Source organism: Hyalangium versicolor (assembly GCF_020103695.1).
Classification (GTDB): Bacteria; Myxococcota; Myxococcia; order Myxococcales; family Myxococcaceae; genus Hyalangium; species Hyalangium versicolor.
On record NZ_JAHXBF010000013.1, the window covers coordinates 177,244 to 203,278 of the forward strand.

The following is a 26,035-nucleotide window of genomic DNA, read 5'->3' on the forward strand; positions in this document are numbered from 1 at the left end:
TGCGAAAGTGTGACGGTCAATCGAGACGGCGTGAATGAACAGGGATGTCCGTGAGCAGAGGCTCAGGCGAGCCCACGTTCGAGCTGGCCCACGAGCATCAGGAATTGTGCCCGCTCCGCATCCGCGAGCCGGCCCGAGGCGTCACACCGAGCCAGTAGCTGCTCGGCGGAGGCGCGCCCCAATGCCGCCATTGGCGACAGGGACTCGAGGTTCGCCAGCAGATCCATCAGCGAGCGCAGCGTCGATGCATCGTCGCGCACCCCTGACAGGAAGCGGACCTTCGGCTCCGGACGAGCGCATGCCTCGCGGACGAGCCGCTCCAGCCAGCGCGCCGTGGCCTCGATCTTGGCGTAGTCGAGCTTGTCCGGTGTGTCCTCCGGCGTGTGGTAGTAGCGCCAGCGCCCGTTCGTCAGGAACAGGAACGGCACGTTCCGGCGCCAGAAGCCCCAGTAGTCCGAGAGCGGTGGCACCGTCTCCGCGTCGAACCGCCGGAGGATGACTCCCGGCTCCACCCGCGCCAGACGCTCTACCAGCGCCGCCGTTCCCTCGCTCCGCTCCGCCCCCAAGGCGAATACCGACTGGCGGACCTCCTCCGGTGCGCCCTCCGGTCCGATCGCGTGGCCCACCAGATCCATGCACACCATCAGATCGATGGTGTTCAGTGGCACCGTGGGGTGGAGCGCGAAGTGCTCTGAGCCCATCCCCTCCGAGAGGAAATATGGCGGCTCTTCGCCGTCGAACGCCGCGAAGAGCACGCCTCGCCCCTTCGGCGGATCACGCCGCAGTGCTCGGGCGACCTCCACCATGATCGCGACCGCCGCCGCGTTGTCGTCCGCGCCGTGGTACGTGTGGCTGCCCTCCCGGCCCAGATGATCATAGTGCGCCGCGACGAGCACCCACCGGTCCTGCGCTCCTCGGAGCGGCGCGAGGATGTTCGCTCCCCCACAGCCCGGAACCGGCTGCTCCGTGGGCTCGAGCCCCACCTCTCGGAATGCTTCGGCCACGAGTGCGCGGGCGGCTCGGCCTCCCGCACTCCCCGGGGCACGACCGGCACACTGGCTCGAACAGAGACTCTCGATGAAGGTTCTCAGGGGCATGGCAGGGAAGGGAGCGTTAGCGCTCGCGAGGGGCAGGAGCGCACCTCATGCGTCAACGTAGCAGGTGCCTGACGACGGGTGAGGGGCTCTTCGCTCATCCATCCATCTCCTGGTGAGCATCCGCTTTCAGCGTTTGTTGGCCAGCAAGAGGATCGTCCTGCTGGGTGTGGCCGGTATCGGGCCCCCTTCCTACCTCTGGGCGTACCCCTATGAACGCCCTGCTGATCGCAGCCCTGCTGTTGCCCTTTCGACTGTTGCCCGCCGCTCTGACGGCCCAGGCGGAACAGACGCCCGTGCAGGCTCCTGCATCCGCCACACCTGCTCAGCCACAGGTTTCGGATCCGTTGCTCACTCCTGTGCCTCCCGCACCGCTCGAGCTGAAATCGTGGGGAGAGGCGCTCGGGCTGCTGCGCCAGCGCTCCACGGATCTCCAGGTGGCGCTGGCTCAGGTGGAGTCCGCTGCGGGACAGTGGCGCATCTCGCTCGCCGCGCTGCTCCCGACCCTTCAGGGCACGGCTTCTGTTCAGTACAACGTGCTCAACCCCGATTCCACGAGCTACATCGGTGGAGGGACGAGCAGTGGCGTGGGAGGTGGCACGAGCGGGGGGGACCGGACGCCCACCTCGCCGCTCGGGGTCGGCCTGCTGACCGCCTCGGTGCCGGTGGTGGACCTGAGCGCATACACCGCGCTGGGCTCGGCGCGCGAGTCGCAACGCGCGGCCACCCTGTCCCTCGCGGAGACACGGCGGCAACTCACGAGCCGGCTCGCCAGTGCCATCGTCTCCGTGGTGGCCTCGGAGCGGTTGGCTGAGGTCAACCGCGTCAACCTCCGCACCGCATTGGAGCGGTTGGCCCTGGCTCAGCGCCGGTTGGAACTGGGCGCGGGCACGCAGTTGGATGTGGTGCGCGTGCAGCAGGACGCGGAGACCGCCCGGGATGCGGTGGTGTCAGGCGACGAGTCGCTGAGGCAATCCCGTGAGGCGCTGGGGCTCGCGCTGGGAGTGCAAGGGGGCGTGGGGCTGGCGCAGGGCACCACGCTGGTGGCGCTGCTCACCCAAGCCCGGCAGGACTGTCATCAGCTCGAGTCGCTCGACAGGCGGGCGGATCTCGCCGCGGCGCGTGCCCGGCTCACCGTGGCCGAGCGGGGAGTGACCGAGGTGAAGGGCGCCTACGCCCCGACGTTGGCACTGCAGAGCACCACGGCAGCCATCACGGTGGATCCTGGCTTCGCGGAAGTACCCACCTGGAACATCGGTGCAGCGCTCGTGCTGCCGTTCTGGGACGGCGGTGTGCGCGAGGGTCGGTTGCGAGTGGCACGGGCCCAGGCGGAGGTGGCACGACAGAACGTAGTGGCTCTGGAGCGCTCGGTCGAAGTGGAGGTGAACCAGTCCCGGCGCGCCGTGACGGTGGCCCAGGCGACGCGGGACATCGCCGCCCGTGCGAGGGCTCTGGCCGAAGAGAGTGATCGGCTCACGCGGCGCAGCTTCGAGGTGGGGACGGGGACGAGCCTCGAGCTGGTGCAGTCGGCGGGCGCGCTGCGGCAGGCGGAGCTCCAGTTGGTGCTGCGCGAGTTCCAGTTCCAGGACACACAGGTGACGGCATTCCTCACGGAGGCAGCATGCGACTGGTGAGAGTGGGCGGAGTGGGGTTGGCGGTTCTGTTCCTGGCAGGGTGCGGGGACAAGAAGGCCGCGGACGGGCCTCAGCAAGGGGCGGCCCAGGGCGCGGGCCAGGCCCTCCCCGTGGAGGTGATCGCGCTGAAGCCCGGCGAGGTACGCGACACCCAGGAGTACCTGGGCCAGCTCATCTCCCGGAGCAGCGTGTCGCTGCGGCCTCAGGTTGCGGGCTCCATCCAGTCCATTCGCGTGAAGCCGGGCGAGCAGGTGAAGCAGGGCCAGGTCCTGCTGGTGGTGGATCCCCGGCGCGAGCGGGCCGATCTGCGCGCGGCGGAAGCTCAGCGCGCCTCGGCCGTGGCCAATCGCGAGTTTGCCCGGAGCACGCGGGAGCGCGCCGCCCAGCTCCTCAAGGAGGGGCTGATGAGCCGTCAGGACTATGACCAGGCCGTGGCACAGGCCACGTCGGCCGAGGCCAGCGCCCGAGCCGCCGAGGCACAGATTCAGTCCCAGCAGGTCCAGCTCGGCTATTACGAGGTGAGCGCGCCCTTCGCGGGAGTCGTGGGAGACATCCCCGTGAAAGTGGGCGACTACGTCACCCCAGAGACGGCGGTGACCAGCGTGGATCAGAGCCGGGCGCTCGAGGCGTCCGTCCAGATCCCGGTGGAGAGCGCAGCGAAGATAGAGCTCGGCCGGACGGAGGTGGAGCTGTTGAACACGGAGGGCGAGCCCACCGTGAGCGCCCCCATCTTCTTCGTGGCTCCCACTCCTACAGGCAACACCCAGTTGGTGGAGGTGAAGGCCGCCTTCGAGAACACCGTGGGGCTGCGCGCGGGCCAGCTGGTGCGCGCGCGGGTGGTGTACCAGACACGGCAGGCGCTGCTGCTGCCTACCTATGCGGTATCTCGGCTGGGGAGCCAGGCCTTCGCCTTCACGGTAGTCCCTGGGGATGGCGGCACGGTGGTGCAGCGCCAACCCGTGACGCTGGGGCAGATCGAGGGCAACTCCTACGAGCTGACGGGCGGTCTCGATGCGGGCACCCAGGTGGCGGTGAGCGGGGTGCAACTGCTCCGGGATGGACAGCCGGTGCAGCCCAAACCCGCCACACCCAAGGGCTCCCAGGCAACGGGCATGGGCGGAGCCTCGGACGCAGGCCAGTGAGGGGCGCGCATGTTCACTGACTTCTTCATCCGCCGCCCCATCTTCGCCGCCGTGGTGTCCATCCTCATCACGCTGGTGGGCGCCATCTCCATTCCCACGCTCGCGGTGGAGCAGTATCCGGATCTCTCTCTGCCGCAGGTGACGGTGACCTCCACGTATCTGGGGGCCTCCGCCGAGGTGGTGGAGAGCGCCGTGACCACGGTGCTGGAGCGCGCCCTCAATGGCTTGAAGGGCATGCGCTACATCACCTCGACCAGCACCAACGAGGGTTCCAGCAGCATCACCGTCAGCTTCGAGCCGGGCTACAGCGTGGACATCGGCGCGGTGGATGTGCAGAACCGCGTGGCCACCACCTCCGCGCGCCTGCCCGCCGCGGTCAACGCGCTGGGCATCACCGTCAACAAGACGCAGTCGCAGTTGCTGATGTCCTTCGGCTTGTACGACACGCAGAACCACTACGACCGGGGCTTCATCAGCAACTACGCGGACGTCTACATCCGAGACGCGCTGCTGCGCGTGAAGGGCGTGGGCGATGTGCGCATCTTCGGCGAGCGGCGCTTCGCCATGCGGCTGTGGCTGGATCCCACGCAGCTGGCGAGCCGAAGCCTCACTCCCGCGGACGTGGTGAATGCGCTGCGCGCGCAGAACCTGCAGGTGGGCGCGGGGCAGGTGGGGCAGCAGCCGGCTCCACAGGGACAGACGTACCAGTTCACCGTGCGCGCGCTCGGGCAGCTCACCACGGCCGAGGAGTTCAACGACATCGTCGTGCAGCGCGGGGAGGATGGCTCGCTGGTCCGGCTGCGGGACGTAGGGCGCGCGGAGCTGGGCGCGGAGAACTATGCGCAGTTGCTGCGCTTCAATGGACGCGAGGCGGTAGGTCTGGGCATCTTCCAGCTCCCGGGATCCAATGCGCTGGATGTGCGCGACGGCGTGGTGAAGGAGCTGGAGCGGCTCAAGGGCAATTTCCCGCCAGGGCTCACCTATCAGTCCGCCTTCGATACGACGAGCGCGGTGTCAGCCTCCATCGAGGAAGTGTTGACCACGCTGGGCGAGGCCATCCTGCTGGTGGTGCTCGTCGTCTTCGTCTTCCTGCACGGCTGGCGCAGCGTGCTGGTGGTGGCGACGACGCTGCCAGTGTCCCTGGTGGGTACCTTCGCCTTCGTCAAGCTGTTCGGGTTCTCGATCAACACGCTGACGCTGTTCGGCCTGACGTTGGCCACGGGTCTGGTGGTGGATGACGCCATCGTCGTCATCGAGAACGTCGAGCGCATCATGGAGAAGGACAAGGTGAGCCCGCGCGAGGCCACCCACCGCGGCATGAAGCAGGTGGCCGGCGTGGTGGTGGCCGTGGCGCTGGTGCTGTCCGCGGTGTTCGTCCCGGTGTCATTCTTCCCAGGCACCACGGGTGCCATCTACCAGCAGTTCGCGCTGACGCTCGCCTTCTCCATCGCCCTGTCGGCGCTGGTGGCCCTCACGCTGTCTCCGGCTCTGTCCGCGCGGCTGCTGCGCGGGCGCGAGGGAGAGAAGTGGCGGGCGGCTCGCTGGGTGGACCACACGCTGGATTCCTTCCGCAAAGGTTATGGGCGGCTGCTGGGCAAGCTGCTGGGGCGGCTGCGATGGGTGGTCGTGGCTGCGTTCGTCGTGTGCCTCGGCATCACGGCGTGGCTCTATCGCTCCACTCCCACGGGCTTCATCCCCGCGGAGGACCAGGGCTACCTCATCGTCGCGGTGCAGGGCCCGGAGGGCACGTCCCTGGACTACACCCGGCAGGTGTTGATCCAGACGGAGGAGGTCCTGCGCAAGCAGCCGGAGGTGGCTGACATCTTCACGGTGGGAGGCTTCTCCCTGCTGGGAGCCGGCTCCAACACGGGCACGCTCTTCATCAACCTGAGGCCATGGGACGAGCGGAAGAAGGAGGAGCAGGGCGTGAGTGCGCTGGTGGACAGGCTGCGTGGGCAGTTGCTGTCGGTGGGCGGCGCGCGCGTGCTGCCCTTCCAGCCGCCGACGATCCGCGGCGTGGGCAGTGTGGGTGGTTTCGAATTCGTCCTCGAGGATCAGCAGGGCACCCACACGCTGGAGGAGCTCTCGCAGGTGACGCAGCAGCTCATTGGCCGGGCCAACCGCGCACCGGGACTGAGCGGCGTTTTCTCCTCCTATACGGCCAGCACTCCGCTGCTGGACGTGCAGGTGGATCGCGAGAAGGCCGAGGCGCTGGGCGTTTCGCTGGACTCGGTGTACTCGACGCTCTCGGTGTACCTGGGCAGCCAGTACGTCAATGATTTCACCTTCGCCAGCCGCGTGTACCGCGTCTACGTGCAGGCGGCGGTGCCCTTCCGCAACGAGCCACAGGACATCAGCTCCTTCTATGCTCGCTCGGAGCAGGGGCAGATGGTGCCCCTGGCCTCGCTGGTGAATGTGACACCCGTCACCAGCGCCGCGAGCATCCAGCACTACAACCTCTTCCGCTCGGCGACGATCAACGGCCAGCAGGCGCCCGGTGCCAGCACTGGCGATGCGCTCACCGCCATGGAGCAGGTGGCGCGGCAGGGCTTGCCGAGTGGCTTCACCTTCGAGTGGACGGGGCTCTCCCGAGAGCAGAAGGAGGCCGGTGGCAAGGTGTTGATCATCTTCGGCCTGGGCATCGTCTTCGTGTTCCTGGTGCTCGCGGCTCAGTACGAGAGCTTCGCGCTGCCACTCGTGGTGATGCTGGGTGTGCCGGTGGCCATGCTGGGCGCGTTGGGGCTGCAGAACCTGCGAGGACTGGCCAACGACGTGTTCTGCCAGGTGGGCCTGGTGATGTTGGTGGGCCTGGCCAGCAAGAACGCCATCCTCATCGTGGAGTTCGCCGAGCAATTGCGCGAGCAGGGCAAGAGCGTGGTGGAGGCCGCCATCGAGGCGGGGCAGACGCGTCTGCGGCCCATCCTGATGACCTCGTTCGCGTTCCTGCTGGGCGTGGTGCCGCTGGTGCTGGCGTCGGGGGCGGGCGCGGCGTCTCGCAAGTCCCTGGGGACGGCGGTGTTCGGCGGCATGCTGCTGTCCACCTTCGTCAACCTCATCTTCATTCCGGTGCTGTACGCGCTGGTGGAGACGGCTCGCTCGAAGGTGCTCAAGCGCCGGGAGCACAGCCGCGAAGGGGGCGAGGGACCGGCGACGCAGCAGGCGTGAGCTGTCCTACCCGGGTGGCGCAGGTGGGCGGGCCATGTCGATTGTCGAATCGAGTTTCGCGCCCCAGGGCCCGCCTTTACTCCTCTCTCCGGAGGAGTCGAACACATGGGCACGACGCAGGCGGCAGTGCAGGCAGGCCTCGAAGGCGTAGTGGTGGCGGAGACCCGGCTGAGCGAGGTGGATGGCGAGCAGGGCCGGCTCATCATCGCTGGCAGCGAGGTGGAGTCCCTCGCGGGCTCCTCCTCCTTCGAGGAGGTGTGCTCGAGGCTGTGGGCGCCTTATGCGAAGGCGCCGCTGCCCTCGTCGCTCCAGGCGGCCCTGGGTGAGGCGCGCGTGCGAGCCTTCGGTTGGCTGGAGGGCCTGGGGAATGCGCTCTCAGCGGAGGATGGGATGGACGCGCTCCGTTCCTCGGTGGCGCATGTCCCGGTGCAGACAGGAGGTGAGCTGGAGACGGCTTTGTCGCTCACGGCGGCTGCCGCCGTCTTCACGGGGGCTTGGGCTCGGCGCAGGCGTGGGTTGTCGCCTGTACGGCCGGATCCGAAGCTGTCTCACTCGGCGGATCTGCTGCGCATGGTGACGGGCGAGTTCCAGCCCGAGCGGGCCGCGGGGCTGGACGCCTACCTGGTCACCGTGTCGGACCATGGGCTGAATGCCTCCACGTTCACGGCGCGGGTGATTGCGTCCACGGGCTCGGATGCCGTGTCAGCGGTGGTGGGCGCCATCGGTGCGCTCAAGGGGCCGCTTCACGGTGGAGCGCCCGGGCCGGTGCTGGACATGCTGGATGCCATCGCCCGGCCGGAGCAGGCTGCCTCGTGGCTCGAGGCGGAGCTGAAGGCCGGCCGCCGCATCATGGGCATGGGGCATCGCATCTACCGCGTGCGCGATCCTCGCGCGGCCGTGCTGGAGCGAGCCATCGAGCGGCTGGAGCGCGGAGGGCTGCGGACCGAGCGGCTCGCGCTGGCCCGGGCGGTGGAGCGGGCGGCTGAGGAGTTGTTGCGCCAGCGCTATCCGGACCGCCCGCTGCGCGCGAACGTGGAGTTCTACACGGCGGTGTTGCTGGACGCGGTGGGGCTCGATCGGACGATGTTCTCGCCCGCGTTCGCGTGTGGCCGTGTCGCCGGGTGGCTCGGGCACATCGCCGAGCAGCGCGAGACGGGCAAGCTCATCCGTCCCGCCTCGCGCTACGTGGGGCCGATGCCGGGCTGAGGCACCGCTCACCGCCGCCGCGTCATCCGCTGGCGGCGGTGGGCTCGCGGCGCCTGCTGGGCGCGGTGGCTCAGCAGTTGTTGCCGGAGGGGCACTTGCAGGAGCCGGCCTTCACCTGGTCCTTGCGCTTCTTCTCCGCGTCGAGGCGGGAGTCGTAGTGAGCCAGACAGTCGTCGGTTCCGCGCTGGCTCTTCATCGCGGCGTGCTCGCGGGTGTCGATCTCACACTCACCCCTGGACGTCTTGTAGACGTGGTACTTGTCGTTGGCCAGCGCCGGAGTTGCCAGCAGCACCACCGCGCCCACCCAAGCCATCGTCATCTTCCGCAGCATTGTTTCCCTCTCGTTTCGAGACGCACGCCCGAGCGGCGGGATGCCGCCCGTGGCAGTCAGAGCAAACACTGGGAGTGAAGTGCGGGGAAGGACGTGCGGGGGAGAGGGGAGAGAGCCCGGTGTCGCGCGTCGGCTCGATCGTGAGCGCTGGGTCGAGCACGCGGTGCTTGCCGTCCGCTGAGTCCCGGCCCGAGACTGCTCCGGGTGAAGATCCAGCCGACCTCCGACCGTTCGTATCCCAGGGCCGCATGAGCGTGGAGCGTTCCTCGGGTTCTCCTCGGTGGCAGGCGGCGGTGGGCCTCACCGCGCTGATGTTGGTGCACCACTTCGGGTTGTGGGCATGGACGGCGTTCCACCGAGGCTTTCCGCTGATCGAGGCCGTGAATCGCTGGGACTCGCACCTCTATACGCAGATCATCTTCAATGGGTACGCGGACCCGGCCTTGCGGGCGTTCCTTCCGCTGTACCCGGGCGTGGTGTGGCTCCTCCGTGCAGCGCTGGGAGGAGGGATTCCTCCCGCGGCGATCGGGTGTGTGTTGTCGTCGCTGTGCCTGCTGGGATTCGCGGCGTGGGTGTCCTGGAGAGGTGCTCGGCAGCCGGTTTCGTCTCCGCTCGAGCCGCGGACGGTGTGGGGTTGGTTCTTTTTCCTCTACAGCCCGGGCAGCTTCGCGCTGCACTCGCACCACACGGAGGGGTTGTTCCTGCTCCTGTCCCTGGGGGCGCTGGCTTGCGCCTGGGACGGGCGTGTGTGGCAGGCGGCACTCTTCGCGGCGCTCTGCGTGTGGGCTCGCAACCAGGGTGTGCTCGTGGCGATCACGGCGGCGCTCCTGGTGGCGCGAACTCCGGGGGCTTGGAGTGGGAGGGTGGGGCGGTTCGCGGCTGTCGGCGGCGTGGCGCTCGCATCATTCGCCGGGCTGCTCCTGTTCCATGAGCGCGTGTCGGGGGATTGGCTTGCGCACATGCATGCGCAGAAGAACTGGCACCATGCGGACTCGCTGTGGAGCGCGGTGCGAGGGCTCTGGTTCGGCAACGAGTGGCATCGGCCCGGGTGGTGGCTGGGCCTGAGGAACCTGTTCGCCGCGGTGTGGCTCGCGGGGGCGGTGATGCTGATTCGCAGGAACTGGCCACTGGGGCTCTATGGCGTGCTGTCGATCCTGATCATGTTGCCCCAGGGGGATCTGGGGAACGCGTTCCGCTTTGGCTCGGTGATGTTCCCCGTGCTGTTCCTGGTGGGAGACTGGTTCGCGGAGCGGCCGGTGTGGCTGCGCTGGACCGTGGCGCTGCTGGCGCTGTGGCTCAACCACAAGGTGGCGCACTCGTTCTCCATTGGTTCGTGGGCTTACTGAGGCTGGGCCGCCGGGCGACGGAGATTCCGGGACTTGCTATGCTCCCGGACCATGGCGTCCGCAGGCTCCGGCTCTCTCTCCCCACGCTCCGCCACCGTGCCGTGGCTGGAGGAGCTCGACATCCTCGTTCGGGCTCGGTACCCGCTGCTCTACCTCGTCTCGTGGGAAGAGCACCGGGTGGACTCCATCCTCGCCGAGCTCGCCCGCTCCCACGGCAAGGCGCTCTTCCATTGGTCCATCATCCGCGGCCTGCGCAACGTCGGTGGCTCGCGCGCCCAGACGCAGCCAGACGAGACCCGCAACCCTCTCGATGCCCTCTCCGCCATCGAGAAGCTCAATGAGCCCGCCCTGGTCGTCCTCAAGGACTTCCACCCCTACCTCGAGGAAAAGGGCGTGGTCCGTGCCGTGCGCGAGCTGGCCCACTTCCTCAAGAGCACCTTCACCACCGTCATCCTCCTGTCGCCCACGCTCAACATCCCCATCGAGCTGGAGAAGGAGGTCTCCGTCGTTGATGTGCCGCTGCCCGGGTACAACGATCTCATGCAGTTGCTGAAGGAGATCGTCGCCGTGGTCCGCAAGGGCAACAAGGCCACCGTGGAGCTCTCCCGAGAGCACGCCGACCAGCTCATCAAGGCGGCGCTCGGGCTCACCCTGTCGGAAGCGGAGAACGCCTTCGCCAAGGCCATTGCCCACGACGGCAAGTTGGGCGTCGAGGACATCAAGCGCATCCAGGACGAGAAGCGCCAGGTCATCCGCAAGAACGGGCTGCTCGAGTACTACCCGCCCGATGAGACGCTGGGCAACGTGGGTGGCCTCCAGAACCTGAAGGCCTGGCTCGGGCAGCGCACCGCCGCCTTCGGAGAGCGCGCCCGCCAGTTCGGCTTGCCCGAGCCCCGAGGCCTGTTGCTGCTCGGCGTGCAGGGCTGCGGCAAGAGCCTCACCGCCAAGGCCATCTCCGCGCACTGGAACCTGCCCCTGCTGCGCCTGGACATGGGCCGCATCTTCAGCGGGCTGATCGGCTCCTCGGAGGAGAACCTGCGCAAGGCCATCCAAGTGGCCGAGAGCGTGGCTCCCGTGGTGCTGTGGATCGACGAGATCGAGAAGGGGCTGTCCGGCGTGGCGTCCTCGAGCACGGGAGACAGTGGCGTATCCGCCCGTATCTTCGGCACGCTGCTTACCTGGCTCCAGGAGAAGACGGCGCCCGTGTTCGTGGTGGCCACCGCCAACCGCATCGAGGGTCTGCCCCCGGAGGTGCTGCGCAAGGGCCGCTTCGATGAGATCTTCTTCATCGATCTCCCCGAGCAGGCCGAGCGCCGGGAGATCTTCCGCATCCACCTGGGCCGCCGGAAGCGGGAGCCCGGGCACTTCGATCTCGAGGCGCTGGCGGCGCTCACCGACGGCTTCAGCGGCGCGGAGATCGAGCAGGCCGTCATCGCGGGGCTGTACGAGGCCTTTGGTGAAAACGTGGATCTCGGCCAGCAGCACCTGGTCCGAGCCATCCGCGAGACGTTCCCGCTGTCCGTCACGATGAGGGATGAGATTGGCCGGCTTCGGCTCTGGGCCAAGGGGCGCACCCGCCCTGCGTCGCCCGGTGGCCCACCGGAGGGCTTGCAGGGTGGCGCACCTACGGGGAGTCGGCGATGACGTCCAAGTTCTCCCGTTTCCTCCACTTGGAGCGCTCCCGCGGCGAGCGCCCCAATCCCAACGAGCCGGCTCGGTTGCAGAGTGGCAGCCGCTTCGAGACCCTGGCGCAGCGAGGAGCGGGCCCCCAGGAGGCCGCTGTCCCCGATGCGCACCTCGAGCGCTTCCGAGGTGAGGCCCCCTTGGCGTTGGAGGAGGTTCCAGCGGAAGCGGAGCGCTTTCCTCGCTGCGCCCGGTGCGAGTCCGACAACAGCCGCTTCGCCCGTGAGTGCGCGCTGTGTGGCGCGGACCTGAATACCCCCGAGCAGCGCGCCTACAACGAAACGTTCTGGAAGACACGGCAGCAGGCGCTGGCCCAGGAGCGTGAGGCCGTGAAGGCCCTGGGGCAGCAGCAGCGAGACGAGGACCGGCGCGATGAGCAGGCCCGGTTCGATCAGATGCTGGAGAAGTTGCGAGAGGAAGAGCGGGCGAGCTCTCGCTGGGACTTCTTCACCGGAGAGACACCGTTCGGCTGGAGGCTGCTGTCGCTCATCTCCGATCCGGTCGTGCGCGTGGGTGTCCTGATCGTCAGCATCCTCATCCCCGTTGCACTCTGGCGTTACGGCGTGGGCCGGACGCGGCTCGTAGGGGTGGCTCTCGGCTTCCTGATCCTCATGTCTTTACTCCCATCGAACCGTCGCCGGTGGTGGCGCTGAGCGCTGGACGAGAGGGCACCTCATGAGTGAGCGGCGTTCATCGAGGACGGCCCCTCCCGCGTCCGTGGGAGAGACGCCGGAGAGGCCTCGGAGCGGCGTTGCGTCGTCCCGGCCCGTTCGCCAGGCCCAGCGCCCCGAGCCCTCCAGCGGGTGGAGGGAGCGGGTGGCTCGGGCGTGGGGAGGGCTTCCCCTCGTGGCCATGGCGCGCCACCGGAAGCGGCTCAGCTTCTATGTCGGGCTCCACACCCTGCTGCGGTCCGGCGTGTCCCTGTCCATGGCCTTCGCGGAGCTGTCTCGGGGTGCGGACAAGGATCCGCTCCGGCGCGCCGTGGCCCACGTGGGCTCGGCGGTGGCCAGCGGGGCAGGGCTCGGCGAGGCGATGCGCCGTCAGCCCCTCTGGTTCGCGCCACAGGAGGTGGCGGCGGTGGAAGCGGGCGAGGTGTCGGGAACGCTCGAGGCGGCGCTGACAGGCATCATCAACCGCATGCGGGAGGCGCAGCAACTGCGATGGCAGACGCTGGGGATGTGCCTCTATCCCGCATACCTGCTCATCGCCTTCATCGTCGGTGGCTCGCTCATCGATGTGGCTACGGTCTCCGTGAACTCTGGGGATTCGGGCAACATCGTCCAGGGAGCCCTGGTGGCGATCCTCGGCCGGTTGCTCGGGTTGGCGGCCTTCGGGCTGGCCTTCTTCGCGGCACCTCTGGCGCTGGCGGTGCTCGGGCTCGAGGAGCGGTGGGCGCGGTGGCGCTTGCGCCTGCCCCTCTTCGGAATGTTCCACCGGCGCTCCCAGGCCAGCCGGTTCTGCGAAGTGCTGGGCAGCTCGCTGGGCGCCGGGCTGGATGCGCCGCGCAGTCTGCAGATGGCGATCGATGCGACGGGGAATGAGGATTTGCGTGCACGGACCGGGCAGGCCGTGCAGCGCCTCCGTGACGGCTCCACCTTCACGGAGGTGGTGGAGTGGCTGGGCGTGCTCGATGGAGAGTCCCTGCGTCAGGTCGCCATTGGTGAGCGGGCGGGCCGCATCGAGCCACTCCTGCTCCAGCAAGCGCGGGAGAGCATGGCGGCCGCGCTACGTGTCTTGCGCACGCTGATCTTCGTGTTGATTGCCCTCCTGGTGGCCTACCTGTTCGCCACCAGCATCGTGAAGATCTTCGCGTTCCAGTCGGACTACTTCCGCCGCGTCGAGGAGCTGAGCCACGGCTGAGCCAGTGGGCTCCCTTCAGGGCCTCCCACCCCGGGCTCTGCGCAGCGCCTGGCGCAGGAAGGCTGTCCCCACCGTGACAGGGTGGTTCAGCGCCGTGGCCAGCCGCCCTCGAAGGGTCAACGGATTGTGCGCGATGCCGAGCTGCCGCAGGATGGTGTTCGCGTCGAAGTAGATGCGCTCGCAGACGATGCGCTCCCCCTCGAAGAAGAACACCGCGCTCATCTTCGCCACGAAGGCCCGCCCCGTGGGGGGCAGCCCGCGGTAGTTGCCCAGGTGCGTCCCGTACAGCTCGAACTCGGTGACGATGGCGTCGTCCGAGTGGTGCATGGCCAGCAGGCGATTGCGCTGATCCGGGAACGCGGTCCGGGACTCCGTGTAGTACCGCATCACCTCCTCGGGCCCGTCGTACACATCTCCCGTGGCCATGAGCTCGTATCGCGGGTGGTGGAACGTCGCCAGGGTCGCTCCGAAGTCCTTGCGGTTCTCTGACTCGAAGTGCTCGCGGAGGAGGACCTCTCGGCGGGCGCGCAGCTCAGGGGAAAGGCTCATGGGTCTCCAGGGGCAATGTGAGGGAGAAGGTAGCTCCGCCGTCTCCGTTTACCAACCGCAGTTCTCCGCCGTGACGGGTGACGATCTCGTGAGAGATGGACAGCCCCAGGCCCGTGCCCTCGCTGGGCGCGAGGGTGGTGAAGAACGGATCGAAGATGGCCTCGCGGTGCTCCGGGGCGATGCCGGGTCCCGTGTCCCGGAAGAGGAACTCCACTTGCCCGTCCGCACAGCGGCCGGTGATGAAGATCTCCCCGCCGTGAGGCATGGCCTGGGCGCTGTTGAGCAGCAGGTTGGTGAAGACCTGGTTCAGTTCCCCAGGGCGGCACGGCACCTTTGGCAGCGGCTGCAGCTCGCGGTGCACCCGGATGCCTCGGTCGTCCAGCCGCTTACCCACCAGGGAGAGTGTCGCCTCCAGGTCCGCCGCCAGATCCGTGGGCTCCGGGGCCACACTGCGCGCCGTCACGTAGTTGCGCAGGTTCTCCACGATACGGTGAATGCGCTCGTTGCCCGTCAGGATCAATTTCAGTGCCCGCTTTGCTCCCTCGAGCGCTTTGCGAGCGCCCTGGAGTTCGGGCTGCTGTGCCTCCGGCTTTCCGAGCATGCCCTCCAGCAGCTCCAGCCGGCGCTCCAAATCCTGCGCCCCTCCCCGGGTGAAGTTGAGCGGGTTGCCCACCTCATGGGCCACGCCCGCCACCAGGTGGCCCAGCGAGGCGAGCCGGGCCTGCTGCACCATGCGCGCCTGTGCAGACTTCAGTTGCTCCAGCGCCTGGAGCAACTCGCGGGTGCGTTCCTCCACGCGCACCTCCAGCACGTGGGCCTGTGCCGTCCGCTCCTCCAGCAGTTCGTCCTGGGCACGCTTGTGCTCGCGGCGCAGGGCGCGGATGCGCTGGGCAAGTCCGAAGGACAGCAGCGTCGCCTCCACCAGCGAGCCGACCCTCGGCATCAACGAGGCTGTCGCCGACGTCACGAGGAGGCCATTGGCCGCGAAGCCCGAGGCGAACGTCCCACAGAGCAGCGCCACCCACCCCCAGAGAAAGAGCTGCGCGTGCGGGCTGCCCCGGCGCCAGGCCAGCACAGCCGTGAAGAGGATGGAAGCAGCGCCGAGCACCACCAGCACCATGCCCGACTGCTGGACGAGCCGGTGGCTCGTTTGCGTCGCCACAGCTCCGAGCCCCGTGGCCAGGCCCATCAGTGCGGCGAGCAGCCGATCGAGCCAGGGAGCCACTGCGCCGAGCTCCAGGAAGCACCGCGCGAAACCCAGCGCCCCGAACAGCATGATCGAGGCGAAGAGGATCTCACTGCGCGCGGCCCAGTGCGGGGACTCGGGCCACAGGTACCAGAAGGTGATCTGATCCAGCGCGGCCTGGGTCAGCACCATGCCGAGCTGGAAGAGCGAATAGAAGAAGTAGGTGCGGTCCCGGGTGGACAGGAACAGGAACGCGTTGAACAGCAGCATCGCCAACAGCACGCCGAAGTAGACGCCGTTGATCAGGTTCGCGTGGGCGGAGTCCGCCGCGAGCGCCTCGTCCGTCCACAATGTGGGCGCGAGGTCCAGGGTGTCCTCGCCCGCCACGCGCATCCAGTAGAGCTTGGACTCCCCCGGCTCCAGAGAGAGGTGCAGCAGGGGCCGCTCGCTGGACACCTCGCGCTGGGACAGCGGCAGCATCTTCCCGAAGCGTCTTCCCTCGAAGCGCTCATCCTGGCTCCGGGTGTACAGCACCGCCTCGTCATTCGGGCGTGGCAGCTCCAGCAACCAGTGTCCTGCCTCCCGGCCGGTGTTCATCAGCCGGAAGCGCAGCCAGAAGGCGCTGCGCCGGTAGCCCACGTTGAGTTGTTCGGGATCGAGCCGTGGCAGCTCCGAGTCCGCTCGCAGCTCCACCTGCTCCACCGTCATCGTCCGAGATGCGTCCTCGAACGCCTCCAGCGCTGGTACCAGTGAGGCCGGAGCCTGATGCGGCGTCAGGGGCAGCACGGGGGCCGCCGAGGCGCTCAGGCTCCCCAGCAGGAACAGCAGGGTGATTCCCAGGCGATCCGCGGCGCGCGTCATTCAGAGCAGTCCGTGCTTCTTCGCGCGGCTGATGAGCGTGGTGCGGGGGATTCCGAGCGCCCGAGCCGCGCTGGAGCAGTTGCCGCCATGCTGGACGAGCAGCTCACGCAACTGCTCCATCTCGCTTCGGCGCACCTCCTCGCGCACCGTGCCGGGGAGGGGCTCGGGGCCTGGAGTGGGCTCGCGGTTCGTGGCGAGCGCCGGAGCCACTGGGGAGAGCGTGAGGCAGAAATCGTCGAGCAGCAGCTCCTCTCCCTGGGCCTGCACGAGCGCCCGCTGCACTAGGTTCTCCAACTCGCGCACATTCCCCGGCCACCGGTAGCGCGCCAGGGCCTCCACCACGCCGGGGCCCACTCGCACGTGGCGGTACGGCCCGCCGTGCTTGGCGATGAAGTGGGTGACGAGCGCCTCCAGATCCTGGGGTCTCTGGCGGAGCGCAGGCACGGTGAGCGGCAGCACGTTGAGGCGATAATAGAGATCCTCGCGGAAGCGCCCCTCCGTCGACAGTTGCGCCAGATTCCGGTGGGTGGCGGCGATCACGCGCACGTTCACCCGCAGCGTCTGGTTACCTCCCACGCGCTCGAACTCACGCTCCTGGAGCACGCGCAGCAGGCTTACCTGGAGCCTCGGAGAGATGTCTCCGATCTCGTCCAGGAAGATGGTGCCGCCGTGCGCCAGCTCGAAGCGGCCCCGCCGCGTCTTCACCGCCCCCGTGAAGGCGCCCTGCTCATGGCCGAAGAGCTCGCTCTCCAGCACTCCCTCGGCCAGTGCCGCGCAGTTGACGCGCACGAAGGGCCCCGTCGCGCGCCGGCTCTCCTCGTGGATGAAGCGGGCGATCAGCTCCTTGCCCGTTCCTGTCTCTCCGTGGATGAGCACGGTGGCATCGCTCTGCGCCGCGCGCCGGGCCTGCTGGAGCGTGGCCTGCAAACCGCCCGAGGCGCCGATGATGTTGCCCGCATCGCGCTCCTCGCGAGCGTCCTGCTCCAGCACTTCGGCCAGCTCCGCCCGCGAGGTCAGCCGCCGCCGGCTCTCCACCATGGCCAGGCCCCGCTCCACGCAGCCGCGCAGCTCCTTCGCGTCCCAGGGCTTGACGATGTACTCGTGGGCGTGGCCCCGGTTGATGGCGGCCAGCAGCCGATCCGCGTCGTTGTAGGCGGAGACGATGACGCGCACCGTCTCCGGCCAGCGCGACACCACCTGGGACAGCAGCTCGATGCCGCTCATGCCCGGCATCCGCTCGTCCGTGAGGATCAGGCCAATGCGCTCCCGCTCGATGAGGACCAGGGCTTCCGGCCCGTTCGTGGCGGTGCGCACCTCGAAGTCCTCCTCGAAGTGGAGCCGGAAGAGCTCCAGGTTGTCAGGCTCGTCGTCCACATACAGCACGGGAGACCGGGATGCAGGACCGGGTGGGACGCTCATGATGACACTGTAGTCTCACCCGAGCCTTCTCCGTGCGACAACGCGGTGCTTCAGCCGCCCTGTAGGAGAGGAATCTCAGTGGTGCAGTGGCTCCTTGGGGATTCCCGAATCCTGGGATGTTTCGCCCTGTTTCTCCGGGTGCTGTGGGGCTTGCGGAGCAGGCTCTCCCGTGGCGATGGCGAGCTCGCGAGCTTCCTGGTCCCACCGGGCGCTGCGCTGATCCTGCACCTTGTGCAGGAGGACCTGCAGCGCCGCGGCGATCGGCAGGGCGAGGACGGCGCCGAGCACCCCCATCACCATGGCTCCCCCCACGACGACGATGGCGATGAGCAGCGGGTTCATTCGCAGTGTCCGCCGCTGGATGAGCGGCTGGAGCACGTTGCCCTCGAGTTGTTGATAGAGGAGGAAGAGCCCGAGTGCGATGAGGGCTCGGCGGAAGCCTACGGTGGCGAGCGTGGTGAGGGAGACGGCGATGGCGACCACCAGGCTCCCCAGGTACGGGATGAACCCGAGCACCAGGTACATGAGCGCGAGCGCTAGGAAGAAGGGGACGCCCAACGCCCAGGTGATGACGCCTGTCACACAGCCACCCAGCGCACAGACGAGGAAGGCGCCCACGAGGTAGCCGCTCACGGCCCGGTTCATCTCCAGCAGCGTCGCGCGGATCTCGGGGCGCCGCTCCGGCTTGAGCCAGAGCATGGCCTGCTCGAAGAGGGGCTCGCCCGAGAGCAGCCCGAAGACGCTGATGCTGAACACGGTGATGGCCATGATCAGCAGGCCCACCGAGGAGCTGAGGACGTCCAGGACGGAGCCCGCGACGCTGGCAGGGAGCCTCAGCAGCTCATGCGCCAGGGAGTCCACCAGGCTGAAGCGCGCATCGAGGGAGCGCAGCCACTGCGACTCGTTGAGCTGGGTGACGAAGCCTGGGAGCGCCTCGATGAGGTTGCTCACCTGCTCCACCAGCATGGGGACGATCGACAGCACCATCAACGTGAGCAGCCCCAGCAGCGACAGGACCGTCAGCCCGACGCTCCAGCCGCGCTTGAGCCCGAGGCGCTCGAACAGGCGCACCAGGGGCTCCATGGCCAGCGCCAGCATCAGGGAGAGGGCGAGGACCACCAGTAGCGAGCGCAACTGGTAGAGCACGAGCCCCAGCGCGATGATGGCCAGCACGTGCAGGCCCACGGTCCAGACGGTTCGAGGAGCGACCTGGGAGGGACGGGATGGAGCCATGGCGGCCCATAAGGTGGGGACTCGCACCAGGGGTGCATCGGCTCTGTGGGAGAGAACGTCCACTGGCGCAAGAAATCCAGGCCAGAGCGCTGGCTGGTGGACACTGGCCGCTCTGGAGCATCATCCGCGCATGAGATTCGATTTCACGGGCAAGACAGTTCTCGTGACAGGGGCATCGATGGGCATCGGCGAGGCGTTCGCCCGGGAGCTGGTGCGGCGCGGCGCGAAGGTGATCCTCGTTGCCCGGAGCGAGGCCAAGCTGAAGGCACTCGCCGCTGAGCTGGGACCTCAGGCGCACATCGTGGTCGCGGATCTTGCCGCGCCCGGTGCGGCACAGCGTGTGTTCGATGCTGTGAAGGCTCAGGAGCTCGAGGTCGATGTCCTCATCAACAACGCGGGCTTCGGCCTGTATGGAAACTTCAGCGCCCTGCCGCTGGCCACCCAGCGCGAGGTGATCGATCTCAACATCAGCGCCCTCGTGGAGCTGACCTATCTCTTCCTGCCGGGCATCGAGCAGCGGCAGGGAGGCTTCATCCAGCTCGCCTCCATCGCTGCGTACTTCCCCGTTCCCTACATGGCGGTGTACGCGGCGACGAAGGCCTTCGTCCTCTCCTTCAGTGAAGCGCTGTGGGCCGAATACCGTTCGAGAGGAGTGCGCGTGCTTGCGCTATCGCCCGGCCCGACGGAGACGCCCTTCTTCGATCGCGCGGGCGACAAGGGCCCGCCGGGCAAGGCGCGGCCCGAAGAGGTGGTGAGGCGAGGTCTTGCGGCGTTCGAGGCCGGGCACGCATCGGTGGTGCAGGGCGTGGTCAACAACTTCGTGACCTTCGCCTCGCGGCTGTTGAGACGCGAGTTCGTGGTGAAGGTGGGCACGTACGTCACCCGACCGAAGAATCCCGCGTTGCTCATGGGCAAGCTTTGAGTGCCCAGGAGGAGCTGCGAGGGGTCTGGTTCAGTTCCGCAGCTCGGGCTCGGCCCAATCCTGGGCGCTGAAGCGCCACAAGCGGGTGCCCGATCGCCATTCCTTGGAAGGCAGTCCTGCCTTGCGCAGGAGGAAGCCGAGGAACTCCTCGGGCTTGGGCAACTGCTGCCACATCTTCGGGATGAACACTCCGCGATGAGTACCCCACTGCAGCAACAGTCCATCCACTCCGGGGCGCAGTTTCTCCAGTGCCTCCTCCCGGGAGTGCACCTCAAGACGCTCCAGCGGAGTCAGCAGGCTCACCTCGAAGCGGACCAGATCCAGCTCGTTGCGCTGGAGCGGGGAGAAGCGCGGATCATTGTGGGCCGCGTTCCGGGCGTTCTGGACCAGATCCTCCCCCAACGACCGGTGGGCTTCGATGCTGCCGATGCAGCCGCGCAGCTCGCCCCCCTTGCGCAGGGTGACGAAGCAGGCGCCGGGTTCGGCCAGCCAGGGCTCGGAGGGAACCTGGACCTGCGGGCCGTCGAGGGTCTCCGCCACGGCGGCGCGGGCGAGGGCCAGCAGGGTGACTCCGCGCATCATGCGGTCTCCTGGGGCGTGTTGAAGGCGAAGGCTCCGTAGCCGACCACCCGCGAGCGGTCCCCCGCCGTATCTCCCGAGTTGCGCAGGTCGAGTTCCTCGGCGCGCAGGCCACGGCGCCGGGCCGCGAGCAACAGGCCCGTCACCGGGATGGCTCCACACGCTTGATCGGTGTCCAGGTGCTCCGCGTCGAATGCGAGGATGCGGTCGGCCGTTTCACGGTCCACCGCGCGCGCCTCGTCGTAGGGGAGGTAGTGAGAGAGGTCCGAGCTGATGAGGATGAGCGTCTCGTCGCCATCCCAGAGTTGATCGATCACCTCGGCCACCTGCGTGGCGCTGGCGGAGCCCACCACGAGTGGCACTACGGGCACTCCCGGCAGCACTCTCTGGAGGAAGGGGAACTGCACCTCCAGGGAGTGCTCCTGGGCGTGGGCTCGGGCAGAAGTCGTGACCTGGGGGAGACGGGCCACGGCGGCGGCTCCCTCCGTGCTCACGGGAAGGACGCCGAGTGGAGTCTGCAGCCCCTCGGCATCGGGCAGCGCCAGGCCTCGGAACGGGACGCGGTGGGCGGGCCCCAGCAGTACCACGCGGCGGATGTGAGAGGCCGCGCCGAGCAGCCGCGCATAGGCGGACGCGGCGATCGGGCCCGAGTACACATAGCCAGCGTGGGGAACGACGAGCGCCTTGGGGCTCTGCACCGCGGGCTTGGGAGCCTCAGCGAGCAGGCGATCCACCGTTGCGGCGAGTTGCTGGGGATCTCCGGGGTAGAAGGCTCCGGCCACGGCTGCGGGACGTACCTGGGGCATACGGCTTCCAACCTCCTACAGGCTCGGATTCTTCCTCCCCGAGCATACAGCGGCCGAGGGGGCGCTCCGTGAGGATGCACCGCGCCATGCTGGATTCACCTGGGGTGGAATTCCCGCCCGGGGGACCTCTGGGTTGACGGGTGCTGGAGGCGCTGTCAGAACGGTCCTGACGCATTGACAGGAGAATCAATGTCCGACGCGCTTCGCTTCGACGGAAGGGTCGCCATCGTCACCGGCGCCGGTCAGGGCCTGGGCCGTGCTCACGCGCTGCTGCTGGCCAGCCGTGGAGCCCGGGTGGTGGTCAATGATCTGGGAGGCACCTCGACGGGAGGCGGCAAGAGTTCGGAGGCCGCCGACAAGGTGGTGGCCGAGATCAAGGCCGCGGGCGGCGAGGCCGTGGCCAACTACGACTCGGTGGAGGACGGGGCGAAGATCGTCCAGTCGGCGTTGGACCACTTCAAGCGGGTGGACATCGTCATCAACAACGCGGGCATCCTGCGAGACACCACCTTCCACAAGATGAGTGAGCAGGACTGGGAGCTCATCTACCGCGTCCACCTGCTGGGCGCGTTCCGCGTCACCCACGCCGCCTGGCCCCACCTGCGCGAGGCGGGTTATGGCCGGGTCCTCTTCACCGCGTCCGCGGCCGGCATCTACGGCAACTTCGGCCAGGCCAACTACAGCATGGCGAAGCTGGGCCTCGTGGGGTTGGCCAAGACGCTGGCGCTCGAGGGAGCCAAGAAGAACGTCCGCGTCAACGTGATCGCTCCGCTGGCGGGCTCGCGCCTCACCGAGACGATCCTCCCGAAGGAAGTCACCGACGCGCTCAAGCCGGAGTACGTGAGCCCGCTGGTGGCCCTGCTGTGCCACGAGAGCTGCGAGGAGAACGGCGCGCTGTTCGAGGTGGGCGGCGGCTTCCTGTCGAAGCTGCGCTGGCAGCGCACCGAGGGCGTGCGGTTCAAGCTGGGGCGCAACATCACCCCCGAGCTCGTCCAGAGTCACTGGGAGCAGATCACCGGTTTCGAGAAGGCCACCTTCCCAGTGGATGTCACCGAGGCCTTCCAGCCGGTGATGGAGAACCTGGGTACCAAGAGCCACGGGGGCAACGAGTTCATCGATGTGGACGCGGCCCTGGGCTACGAGCTGCCTCCCGTCACCACGTCGTATGACGAGCGCGATCTGTCCCTGTATGCCCTGGGAGTGGGCGCGGCGCGCGATCCGCTCAACCCGAAGGAGCTGCGGTTCGTCTACGAGAACCACGGCGAGGGTTTCCAGCCGCTGCCCAGCTATGCCGTGGTCCCGGCGGTGAACGCCGTGCTCAAGCTGGTGGCCGAGGGCAAGCAGGCTCCCGGGCTGAACTACGGGCTGGATCGCGTGCTGCACGGCGAGCAGTACACCGAGTTGCTCCGGCCGCTGCCTCCGCACGCGAAGCTGCGCCACCATGCGCGCGTCAAGGACATCTTCGACAAGGGCAAGAACGCGCTGGTCGTCACGGAGATCCGCACCTCCGATGCGGCGAGCGGCGAGGAGCTGGTCCGCAACGAGATGACGATCTTCGTGCGCGGTGCCGGTGGCTGGGGCGGAGACCGGGGGCCCTCGAGCGACATCAACACCCCGCCGGATCGGGCTCCGGACGCGGTGATCACCGAGAAGACCAGCGAGAACCAGGCGCTGATCTACCGGTTGTCCGGGGACTGGAACCCGCTGCACGCGGATCCCGAGTTCGCCGGGGCGTTCGGGTTCCCCAAGCCGATCCTCCACGGTCTGTGCACCTTCGGCCACGTGACGCGGCATGTGCTCCAGAGCTTTCGGGACAGCGATGCCCGGTACTTCAAGAGCATCAAGGTCCGTTTCGCCGAGTCCGTGTTCCCCGGCGAGACGCTGCAGACCGAGATGTGGAAGGAGTCCGACTCGCGGATCGTGCTGCGCTGCAAGGTGGTCGAACGGAACAAGGTCGTGATCAGCAATGCGGCCATCGAGCTGCACACGGAGCTTCCCAAGGCCGGTGCGGCTCCCAAAGCCGAGGCCCAGGCTCCCTCCGCTGCTCAGGCCGCGGACTCGGGCAGCCCGAGTGCCGCCGTGTTCGCCGCCATCGGCCGCTACGTGGAGAAGCACCCGGAGCTGGTGACCAAGGTGGGCAACGTCTACCTGTTCAAGCTCAGCAGCCCGGACAGCGCCTGGACGCTGGATCTCAAGAACGGGCAGGGGAGCGTGACGCAGGGCGCGGTGGGCAAGGCCGACTGCATCCTGGACCTGGCGGACTCCGACTTCATGGCGATGACCTCGGGCAAGGCCGATCCGCAGAAGCTCTACTTCGGCGGCAAGCTGAAGATCTCCGGCAACCTCATGGCCTCGCAGAAGCTGAACTTCCTCACGAAGCTCGATCCTCGTGAGGTGGCAGGGGCTTCCGGAGCCGCCGCGAAGGCCGAGGCTCCGAAGACGGAGGCAGCCACGAGCAGCGGGCCGGCTTTGGCTCCTGCCATCTTCAAGGCCCTGCAGGAGCGCCTGGCGAAGAGCCCCGAGCTGGCCGCCGAGGTTGCCGCCCTCATCCAGTTCAAGCTCACCTCTCCCGAGGGGGCCTGGGCCGTGGATCTCCGCTCCGCGCCGGGCAGCGTGTCCGAGGGCACGCAGGCCGGGGCTACCACCACGCTGACGCTGGCGGACGAGGATCTGCAGGCGCTGGCACGGGGAGCGGTGACGGCTCGGGAGCTGTTCCAGCGGAGCCGGCTGCGGGTGGACGGGGACGTGCAGGTCGCCCACCGGCTGGGGTTCCTCAAGCATCTGATCTGACGCGCATCACGAAGGAGAGACGAGTCATGGGTCGTCGAGTCAATGTCGCCGGGGTTGGCATGATCAAGTTCGCCAAGCCGGGGGCGAGCGAGGAGTACGACGTGATGGCGTCGAAGGCCGCGACCGCGGCGCTCCAGGACGCCGGGGTGCGGTACGACGAGATCGAACAGGCCTTCGTCGGGTACGTGTACGGCGACAGCACCTGCGGCCAACGTGCCGTGTACGGGCTGGGCCTGACGGGCATCCCAGTCATCAACGTGAACAACAACTGCTCGACGGGCTCCACGGCGCTGTACCTGGCGCGGCAGGCCATAGAGGGTGGGCTGGCCGAGTGCGTCCTGGCGCTCGGGTTCGAGAAGATGGAGAAGGGCGCGCTGGGCGCGAAGTATGACGACCGCGTGAACCCGGTGGAGCGGCACGTGGACGTGCTGAACCGGACGCAGGGCTTTGCCAGCGGGCCCATGACGGCGCAGATGTTCGGCGGCGCGGGCCGCGAGTACCGCTGGAAGTACGGCACGAAGCGCGAGACGTTCGCGAAGATCTCCGAGAAGGCGCGCAAGCACGCCGCGAAGAACCCGTACGCGCTCTTCAACCAGCCGCTCACGGTGGAGGAAGTCCTCGCCTCGGAGGAGGTGTTCGATCCGCTGACCCGCTTCCAGTGCTGCCCGCCCACGTGCGGGGCGGCGGCGGCGGTGCTGTGCTCGGATGAGTTCGCCCGCAAGCACAACCTGTCCCGGCCCGTGTACATCGCGGCGCAGTCGATGACCACGGATCTGCCCTCGAGCTTCGAGGAGAGTATGATCAAGATGGTCGGCTTTGACATGTCGGCCAAGGCCGCGAAGCAGCTCTACGAGAAGGCCGGAGTCGGCCCGGAAGACGTGGACGTGGTGGAACTGCACGACTGCTTCACGGCGAACGAGCTGCTCACCTACGAGGCCATCGGCCTGTGCAAGGAGGGCGAGGCCGAGAAGTTCATCTGGGACGGGGACAACACCTACGGCGGGAAGTTCGTCACCAACCCGTCGGGCGGGCTGCTCTCCAAGGGCCATCCGCTGGGCGCGACGGGCCTGGCCCAGTGCACCGAGCTGGTGTGGCACCTCCGTGGACAGGCCGAGCAGCGCCAGGTGGAGAACGCCCGCGTGGCGCTCCAGCACAACCTGGGGCTGGGCGGCGCCTGCGTCATGACTCTCTACCGCCGCGACTGAGCCTCGGCTCGTGGGCTCGGACTGTTGTCCTATGCTCGGCGGCTTCATCGCTCTTGCTCAACGGGCGCTCAGGCCCGGGAGGTGTCTCGCATGCTTCGCTCTGGAACCGGTGAAGGTCGGCGCTCGTGGGAGGGCGGTCTTGTCCTGGCCCTCGCCCTGCTGTCCACGCACGCTGTCGCGCAGGGGGCCTCGAAGACGGAGGAGTTCTTCGGCAAGGCGGAGGTTTCCCGCCAGGTGGAGTTCCACGAGAAGGGCTGCAAGAAGGGCGACGCGGGCGAGTGCTTCAATCTGGCCCTGGCCTTTCAACAGGGGATCGGAGGGTTGACCAAGGACGAAGCTCGCGCGGCGACCTTCTTCCAGAAGGCGTGCGACAAGGGTCACCTGGACGCCTGCAACAACTTGGGCATTGCCTATGCGGAAGGCCAGGGCGTCATGCGGGATCCGAAGCAGGCCGTGGCCCTCTTCGAGAAGACCTGCAAGGCCAACGACGCGAAGGGCTGCTTCAACATGGGTCTGGCTTACTCGACGGGGATCATCGGGACGCAGGACCCGGAGCGCGCCGCCTCCTTCTACGAGAAGGCCTGCAACAAGGGGCATGCGGAGGGCTGCTTCAGCCTGGGGCTCTCATACTCGCGCGGCAACGGAGTGACGGGGAGCGCCGAGCGGGCCGCCACCTTCTTCAACAAGGGCTGCGAGGCCGGGAGCATGTCGGCTTGCAGCTCCCTGGGCGTGGCCTTCATGACGGGAAACGGCGTGACGAAGGATCCGAAGCGTGCCGCCTCTCTCTTCGAGAAGTCCTGTAACGCGGCCATGCCGGGAGGATGTCTCAACCTCGGCTATGCGAGCCTGCAAGGCAACGGGGTGGAGAAGAACGTGGAGCGCGCCAAGTCCCTCTTCACGCGCGCCTGCGATCTCGGCCTGCGCCCCGCGTGTGATGCGTACCGGCGCGCCTTGAAGGCGCCCTGAGCCGACAGCCGAGCCCGTTGCGCCTCACACGGTGCTACCTTCCGGTGCCGCGGCACCA

The 26,035-nt window shown here is 68.0% G+C and carries 20 protein-coding genes; 12 read left to right on the top strand and 8 right to left on the bottom strand.

The features are described from left to right. Window positions 1-62: 62 nt before the first annotated feature. On the bottom strand, window positions 63-1,004 hold the full coding sequence (locus KY501_RS26685) for a M28 family metallopeptidase (protein WP_224366270.1): 942 nt from the start codon (window positions 1,002-1,004) through the stop codon (window positions 63-65). 302 nt (window positions 1,005-1,306) lie between these two features. Between KY501_RS26685 and KY501_RS26690 the strand changes: the two genes are divergently transcribed. The 4 genes from KY501_RS26690 (at window position 1,307) to KY501_RS26705 (ending at window position 8,241) form a co-directional block, all read left to right on the top strand. Beyond that, entirely contained in the window at window positions 1,307-2,728 is a 1,422-nt protein-coding gene (locus tag KY501_RS26690) for a TolC family protein (RefSeq protein WP_224366271.1), read from the top strand. Then, window positions 2,716-3,870, top strand: coding sequence for an efflux RND transporter periplasmic adaptor subunit (locus KY501_RS26695; protein WP_224366272.1), 1,155 nt, complete (start codon window positions 2,716-2,718; stop codon window positions 3,868-3,870). Before KY501_RS26690 ends, KY501_RS26695 begins: the two co-directional genes overlap by 13 nt. A gap of 9 nt (window positions 3,871-3,879) precedes the next feature. Beyond that, a complete protein-coding gene (locus KY501_RS26700; protein WP_224366273.1) occupies window positions 3,880-7,035 on the top strand; it encodes an efflux RND transporter permease subunit in 3,156 nt (1,051 codons plus the stop codon). Window positions 7,036-7,140: 105 nt separating this feature from the next. Further along, on the top strand, window positions 7,141-8,241 hold the full coding sequence (locus tag KY501_RS26705) for a citrate synthase (protein WP_224366274.1): 1,101 nt from the start codon (window positions 7,141-7,143) through the stop codon (window positions 8,239-8,241). Window positions 8,242-8,311: 70 nt separating this feature from the next. On the opposite strand, the gene KY501_RS26710 is transcribed toward KY501_RS26705, so the two are convergent. After that, the gene (locus tag KY501_RS26710; RefSeq protein ID WP_224366275.1) at window positions 8,312-8,572 is read right to left on the bottom strand and encodes a hypothetical protein; all 261 of its coding nucleotides are present in this window, start codon (window positions 8,570-8,572) and stop codon (window positions 8,312-8,314) included. A gap of 248 nt (window positions 8,573-8,820) precedes the next feature. Here KY501_RS26710 and KY501_RS26715 point away from each other — a divergent pair, with 248 nt between their 5' ends. From KY501_RS26715 to KY501_RS26730, 4 genes are read left to right on the top strand one after another with little or no spacing between them, the layout of a single operon-like run. Continuing rightward, entirely contained in the window at window positions 8,821-9,918 is a 1,098-nt protein-coding gene (locus KY501_RS26715; RefSeq protein ID WP_224366276.1) for a hypothetical protein, read from the top strand. 51 nt (window positions 9,919-9,969) lie between these two features. Further along, entirely contained in the window at window positions 9,970-11,562 is a 1,593-nt protein-coding gene (locus tag KY501_RS26720) for a Ycf46 family AAA ATPase (RefSeq protein WP_224366277.1), read from the top strand. Next, a complete protein-coding gene (locus tag KY501_RS26725; protein ID WP_224366278.1) occupies window positions 11,559-12,254 on the top strand; it encodes a hypothetical protein in 696 nt (231 codons plus the stop codon). Before KY501_RS26720 ends, KY501_RS26725 begins: the two co-directional genes overlap by 4 nt. A gap of 22 nt (window positions 12,255-12,276) precedes the next feature. Further along, the gene (locus tag KY501_RS26730; RefSeq protein ID WP_224366279.1) at window positions 12,277-13,461 is read left to right on the top strand and encodes a type II secretion system F family protein; all 1,185 of its coding nucleotides are present in this window, start codon (window positions 12,277-12,279) and stop codon (window positions 13,459-13,461) included. A gap of 15 nt (window positions 13,462-13,476) precedes the next feature. Here KY501_RS26730 and KY501_RS26735 read toward each other — a convergent pair whose 3' ends face one another. From KY501_RS26735 to KY501_RS26750, 4 genes are all read right to left on the bottom strand, one after another. Further along, a complete protein-coding gene (locus tag KY501_RS26735) occupies window positions 13,477-14,010 on the bottom strand; it encodes an ester cyclase (protein WP_224366280.1) in 534 nt (177 codons plus the stop codon). Then, window positions 13,994-16,057: a sensor histidine kinase gene (locus KY501_RS26740; protein ID WP_224366281.1), complete on the bottom strand. Its 2,064-nt coding sequence runs from the start codon at window positions 16,055-16,057 to the stop codon at window positions 13,994-13,996. The genes KY501_RS26735 and KY501_RS26740 overlap by 17 nt, the downstream gene beginning before the upstream one ends. After that, a complete protein-coding gene (locus KY501_RS26745) occupies window positions 16,058-17,476 on the bottom strand; it encodes a sigma-54-dependent transcriptional regulator (protein WP_224366282.1) in 1,419 nt (472 codons plus the stop codon). Between the two features lie 75 nt (window positions 17,477-17,551). Then, window positions 17,552-18,709, bottom strand: coding sequence for an AI-2E family transporter (locus tag KY501_RS26750; RefSeq protein WP_224366283.1), 1,158 nt, complete (start codon window positions 18,707-18,709; stop codon window positions 17,552-17,554). A 130-nt stretch (window positions 18,710-18,839) separates the two neighbouring features. On the opposite strand from KY501_RS26750, the gene KY501_RS26755 reads away from it, so the two are divergent. Further along, a complete protein-coding gene (locus tag KY501_RS26755; RefSeq protein ID WP_224366284.1) occupies window positions 18,840-19,631 on the top strand; it encodes an SDR family NAD(P)-dependent oxidoreductase in 792 nt (263 codons plus the stop codon). Window positions 19,632-19,661: 30 nt separating this feature from the next. Here KY501_RS26755 and amrA read toward each other — a convergent pair whose 3' ends face one another. Continuing rightward, window positions 19,662-20,213 carry an AmmeMemoRadiSam system protein A gene (gene amrA, locus KY501_RS26760; RefSeq protein ID WP_224366285.1) on the bottom strand — a complete coding sequence of 184 codons (552 nt, stop codon included), beginning with the start codon at window positions 20,211-20,213 and terminating at the stop codon, window positions 19,662-19,664. Beyond that, window positions 20,210-21,016, bottom strand: coding sequence for an AmmeMemoRadiSam system protein B (amrB, locus tag KY501_RS26765; RefSeq protein ID WP_224366286.1), 807 nt, complete (start codon window positions 21,014-21,016; stop codon window positions 20,210-20,212). The genes amrA and amrB overlap by 4 nt, the downstream gene beginning before the upstream one ends. 189 nt (window positions 21,017-21,205) lie before the next feature. Between amrB and KY501_RS26770 the strand changes: the two genes are divergently transcribed. The 3 genes from KY501_RS26770 (at window position 21,206) to KY501_RS26780 (ending at window position 25,977) form a co-directional block, all read left to right on the top strand. Continuing rightward, window positions 21,206-23,806 carry a peroxisomal multifunctional enzyme type 2 gene (locus KY501_RS26770; RefSeq protein ID WP_224366287.1) on the top strand — a complete coding sequence of 867 codons (2,601 nt, stop codon included), beginning with the start codon at window positions 21,206-21,208 and terminating at the stop codon, window positions 23,804-23,806. Window positions 23,807-23,832: 26 nt separating this feature from the next. Further along, entirely contained in the window at window positions 23,833-25,011 is a 1,179-nt protein-coding gene (locus KY501_RS26775) for a lipid-transfer protein (RefSeq protein WP_224366288.1), read from the top strand. A gap of 90 nt (window positions 25,012-25,101) precedes the next feature. After that, window positions 25,102-25,977: a tetratricopeptide repeat protein gene (locus tag KY501_RS26780; RefSeq protein ID WP_224366289.1), complete on the top strand. Its 876-nt coding sequence runs from the start codon at window positions 25,102-25,104 to the stop codon at window positions 25,975-25,977. Window positions 25,978-26,035 lie beyond the last annotated feature (58 nt).

Bases quoted from the DNA above. Each gene is read 5' to 3' on its own strand.
- KY501_RS26690 (WP_224366271.1), top strand. From the start codon at position 1,307: ATGAACGCCCTGCTGATCGCAGCCCTGCTGTTGCCCTTTCGACTGTTG.
- KY501_RS26695 (WP_224366272.1), top strand. From the start codon at position 2,716: ATGCGACTGGTGAGAGTGGGCGGAGTGGGGTTGGCGGTTCTGTTCCTG.
- KY501_RS26700 (WP_224366273.1), top strand. From the start codon at position 3,880: ATGTTCACTGACTTCTTCATCCGCCGCCCCATCTTCGCCGCCGTGGTG.
- KY501_RS26705 (WP_224366274.1), top strand. From the start codon at position 7,141: ATGGGCACGACGCAGGCGGCAGTGCAGGCAGGCCTCGAAGGCGTAGTG.
- KY501_RS26710 (WP_224366275.1), bottom strand. From the start codon at position 8,572: ATGCTGCGGAAGATGACGATGGCTTGGGTGGGCGCGGTGGTGCTGCTG.
- KY501_RS26715 (WP_224366276.1), top strand. From the start codon at position 8,821: ATGAGCGTGGAGCGTTCCTCGGGTTCTCCTCGGTGGCAGGCGGCGGTG.
- KY501_RS26720 (WP_224366277.1), top strand. From the start codon at position 9,970: ATGGCGTCCGCAGGCTCCGGCTCTCTCTCCCCACGCTCCGCCACCGTG.
- KY501_RS26725 (WP_224366278.1), top strand. From the start codon at position 11,559: ATGACGTCCAAGTTCTCCCGTTTCCTCCACTTGGAGCGCTCCCGCGGC.
- KY501_RS26730 (WP_224366279.1), top strand. From the start codon at position 12,277: ATGAGTGAGCGGCGTTCATCGAGGACGGCCCCTCCCGCGTCCGTGGGA.
- KY501_RS26735 (WP_224366280.1), bottom strand. From the start codon at position 14,010: ATGAGCCTTTCCCCTGAGCTGCGCGCCCGCCGAGAGGTCCTCCTCCGC.
- KY501_RS26740 (WP_224366281.1), bottom strand. From the start codon at position 16,057: ATGACGCGCGCCGCGGATCGCCTGGGAATCACCCTGCTGTTCCTGCTG.
- KY501_RS26745 (WP_224366282.1), bottom strand. From the start codon at position 17,476: ATGAGCGTCCCACCCGGTCCTGCATCCCGGTCTCCCGTGCTGTATGTG.
- KY501_RS26750 (WP_224366283.1), bottom strand. From the start codon at position 18,709: ATGGCTCCATCCCGTCCCTCCCAGGTCGCTCCTCGAACCGTCTGGACC.
- KY501_RS26755 (WP_224366284.1), top strand. From the start codon at position 18,840: ATGAGATTCGATTTCACGGGCAAGACAGTTCTCGTGACAGGGGCATCG.
- amrA (WP_224366285.1), bottom strand. From the start codon at position 20,213: ATGATGCGCGGAGTCACCCTGCTGGCCCTCGCCCGCGCCGCCGTGGCG.
- amrB (WP_224366286.1), bottom strand. From the start codon at position 21,016: ATGCCCCAGGTACGTCCCGCAGCCGTGGCCGGAGCCTTCTACCCCGGA.
- KY501_RS26770 (WP_224366287.1), top strand. From the start codon at position 21,206: ATGTCCGACGCGCTTCGCTTCGACGGAAGGGTCGCCATCGTCACCGGC.
- KY501_RS26775 (WP_224366288.1), top strand. From the start codon at position 23,833: ATGGGTCGTCGAGTCAATGTCGCCGGGGTTGGCATGATCAAGTTCGCC.
- KY501_RS26780 (WP_224366289.1), top strand. From the start codon at position 25,102: ATGCTTCGCTCTGGAACCGGTGAAGGTCGGCGCTCGTGGGAGGGCGGT.